At 60.0% G+C, this 3,034-nt stretch carries 5 protein-coding genes; 2 read left to right on the forward strand and 3 right to left on the reverse strand.

The features are described from left to right. Positions 1 to 227 precede the first annotated feature (227 nt). Entirely contained in the window at positions 228 to 1,250 is a 1,023-nt protein-coding gene (locus HY26_RS16305) for a phytase (RefSeq protein WP_112074143.1), read from the forward strand. Here HY26_RS16305 and HY26_RS16310 read toward each other — a convergent pair whose 3' ends face one another. The 3 genes from HY26_RS16310 to HY26_RS16320 all read right to left on the reverse strand — a co-directional run bounded on the left by HY26_RS16310 (position 1,251) and on the right by HY26_RS16320 (position 2,686). Then, entirely contained in the window at positions 1,251 to 1,901 is a 651-nt protein-coding gene (locus HY26_RS16310; RefSeq protein WP_139068821.1) for a hypothetical protein, read from the reverse strand. 72 nt (positions 1,902 to 1,973) lie between these two features. Then, complete coding sequence (locus tag HY26_RS16315; protein ID WP_112074144.1) at positions 1,974 to 2,375, reverse strand: phage holin family protein; 402 nt, start codon at positions 2,373 to 2,375, stop codon at positions 1,974 to 1,976. Next, entirely contained in the window at positions 2,375 to 2,686 is a 312-nt protein-coding gene (locus HY26_RS16320; RefSeq protein WP_112074145.1) for a YqjD family protein, read from the reverse strand. Before HY26_RS16320 ends, HY26_RS16315 begins: the two co-directional genes overlap by 1 nt. A gap of 157 nt (positions 2,687 to 2,843) precedes the next feature. Between HY26_RS16320 and HY26_RS19075 the strand changes: the two genes are divergently transcribed. Next, positions 2,844 to 2,984, forward strand: a complete 141-nt coding sequence (locus HY26_RS19075; RefSeq protein ID WP_155843663.1) for a hypothetical protein — start codon at positions 2,844 to 2,846, stop codon at positions 2,982 to 2,984. The last annotated feature ends 50 nt before the right edge of the window (positions 2,985 to 3,034 follow it).

Below are 3,034 nucleotides of genomic sequence, written 5' to 3' on the forward strand. Positions count from 1 at the left end.
ACCGGTGGACCACCTCTGTGGGGCAGAGCAAGAACCTGACCGACGAACCGGAATACTATTACCACGGCAACAAAAGCCGCCTGTCGCAGTATGACGAGTTCGGCTGGTCCGGCGTGTTCGGCGTGCGGCTGACATACTAATCAGCCTACGCTAGTAGTCAGACTCAAGGGGGCCGGGATTCATCATGCGGATTCCGGCCCGATCACACAAGATCAGGATATTTTGCAATGAAATCCACCTACTGGCTCGCAGCCCTCGTGCCGCTCGCAGCCTGCGCCACCACCCCGCCGACCTATACTGGCGAGATCGCCACCATCGTGGCCATGAACGAAACCGCCCCGATGAATGGCGAAGGCGACCTTGCTGACGACCCGGCCATCTGGGTCAACACGGCCGATCCGGCCAGTTCGCTGATCCTCGGCACCAACAAGGATGAAGGCGTTTATGTCTATGCGCTCGACGGCGGCGAGCTCCAGGAGCTGCCCGTTGGCCAGGTCAATAATGTCGACCTTCGCGGCAATATCGCCATCGCATCCAATGACTCCCACAATGTGATTTCGTGGTTCGACATCAATCCGCAAACCCTGACCGTGTCCCACATCGGCAACTCGCCGACTGGCAAGGACGAGCCCTACGGCATCTGCGCTGGCCTGTCGGGTGAGACCTACAAGGCAGCCGTTACGTACAAGGACGGCACAATCCAGATCTGGTCGGCCACGTGGGAAACCGTTGATACGCTCAGCCCGTCACTGGACCGCGTGGTGAAACTGCCTTCGAAACTGGAAGGTTGCGTGTTCGACGATGCGAATGACCGCCTGTTCGTTGGCGAGGAAGCTTTCGGCGTGTGGGTGGTGGACCTGAAGGACGAGACCGCTGAACCGTCTGTCGTGGATACGATCGCGGCGGCCAATGGACTCGTCGAAGACGTCGAAGGCATGAGCCTCTGGCTCGGCGACGATGCCGACTCCGGCTATCTCGTTGTGTCAGCGCAGGCCGCTGACCGGTATGTCGTCTACGACCGTGCCCCGCCCTTTGCCTGGCGCGGCGTCTTCACGATTGCGGACAATGAAGCCACCGGCATCGGCGGTGTGAGCCATACGGACGGGCTCGACATCTCCTCGGCTCCGCTACCAGGCCTGCCGGGCGGTCTGCTGGTTGTCCAGGACGATGCCAATCCGGTTTCCGAATTCAATCAGAACTTCAAGATGGTTGACTGGACTGCCATCTCCGAGGCGCTCGATCTGAACTGATCAATAGTGCACCAGGACCCAGACGCTGGCACTGTAGATCAGGGCCAGCGTCCCGATCCTCACCACCGCTGAAATGATGTACGGGCGGATATCGTCCCATGTCGTTTCCCGGGCGATATCGGCCACAGCGGTGGCCACGTCATGATGCATCTGGCTGCGGTCTTCTCCCGCGAGCATCAGCATGATCGCGCCCGTGCGCGTCTGTTTCTGGTTTCCCGCCTCTACCAGCACTTCCTCGAAGACACGGGCAGCGATGGTCTCGGTCAGCGCCCGTTTGGGGTGCCATCCATGGCGGTGCAGCTCTGTCAGCGTCAGCCGGATTGCGGGATAATTGATCCACAGGTCGCGGATCATGAACACCGCCAGCGTGATCACTGTGAGGGTTGCGAATATCGGCCGGGGCATGCCCGCAAAATGGTGCAAGCCCCAAAGCCAGCACAGGATCGCCAGCTTGATCCCTGTGGCGATGGCAAACGTGCGAAAGCTGCGCGTGACAAACAACATCGTATCGGCCCGGATACGATGACGGGCTTCCTGAACAGCAGATTCAATGGCTTTGCTCTTCCGGCCGCTGATCTCCTTGCCCAGCAGCTTGCGTCCGGCAACGAGGCCGGCACCAAGCGCTGACAGGATCATGAGCGGAACTCGCATGTCACTTATTTAGGGTGCGTCGGGGCGAATGTCTCGTCCGCACCTCATGGCGGAGGCTTTGTGGCGCCCGCGCTACAGCATCGACATGAGAAAGCGTTCGGCGTGGCGCTGGGCGGTCTGCGGATGGCGGATCACCGAATAGCCGGCCACCATGGCAAGCGCGGTTGTCGTCAATGGACGGCGCTCAACAAAACTGCGCAGCGCATCGATCGGCAAGTCAGCCAGCGCATCGGCGGTCGCATCTTCGACTTCCCCCACTTCTTCTTCCATGGACCGGAATGGCTGAAGGCAGAAAAACAGGCAGATCGCTGCCAGAAGCAGACCAATGCCGGCCACGGTCAACGCGGCGGCAGCAAGTCCCATCACCTCGGCGAGCGCAATCGTGATCCCCACAAACAGCGCCAGCACGCCGCCGAGTCCGAACAGGACTCCGACGGCGGCCGCAAAGAGGCGAAGTTTTGTTTCGTCGATCATCACTTCCGGCCCAGCATGGCAATCAGCAGGCCGGCTCCGAAGGCGACACCGACAGCCGTCATGGGCTTCTCGCGAATTTGGGACTGCAAGTCGGCCCGGACCGACTTCAGGCGATCTTCTGCGTCGTGAGCCAGTTCCTTGCCCTTCTCGACGCTGTCGCCGGCCTTCGATGCCGCAAGACCCTTGATGCTACCGAAGGCCGACTGAAGGTCCTTGCGCAGAGTCGCCATGTCTTCCTTCAGGTGGTGCAGGTCATCCTTGAAGTCTTCGTCATTGGCGATGTCATGGTTTTCTTTCACGATAGTGGTCATGGATTGGTCCTTTCCGTGTCTCGTGGAAAACAACGGCCAGATGCCTGCTCGGTTCCATGGCATGGCGGGAAATTAACTCATCCGGACACGGAACCGTGATCATCCCGTCCGGAACTGGTTCTCAATCCACACGTTGGTGCGGTGAAAGGAGGCAATCATGCAAACGCAACAAGAAACAGACCTCACACCGAACGAAGCCCGTCAAGGCGAACGTGTCGGCCTGATATGGGTGCTCGCCGCTGGCACACTCGTCGCGATCATGGGCATCGGGGCGGTGATGCTGGTTCAGGCAGTCTGATCCGGATACGTCACAAACGAAAAATGCCCTCCCGGCCGGGAGGGCATTTT

This window comes from Hyphomonas sp. GM-8P (assembly GCF_003263315.1).
Taxonomy (GTDB): domain Bacteria; phylum Pseudomonadota; class Alphaproteobacteria; order Caulobacterales; family Hyphomonadaceae; genus Hyphomonas.

What these genes read in the sequence shown, in the direction of transcription:
- HY26_RS16305 (WP_112074143.1), top strand. Translation starts at nt 228, where the DNA reads ATGAAATCCACCTACTGGCTCGCAGCCCTCGTGCCGCTCGCAGCCTGC.
- HY26_RS16310 (WP_139068821.1), bottom strand. Translation starts at nt 1,901, where the DNA reads ATGCGAGTTCCGCTCATGATCCTGTCAGCGCTTGGTGCCGGCCTCGTT.
- HY26_RS16315 (WP_112074144.1), bottom strand. Translation starts at nt 2,375, where the DNA reads ATGATCGACGAAACAAAACTTCGCCTCTTTGCGGCCGCCGTCGGAGTC.
- HY26_RS16320 (WP_112074145.1), bottom strand. Translation starts at nt 2,686, where the DNA reads ATGACCACTATCGTGAAAGAAAACCATGACATCGCCAATGACGAAGAC.
- HY26_RS19075 (WP_155843663.1), top strand. Translation starts at nt 2,844, where the DNA reads ATGCAAACGCAACAAGAAACAGACCTCACACCGAACGAAGCCCGTCAA.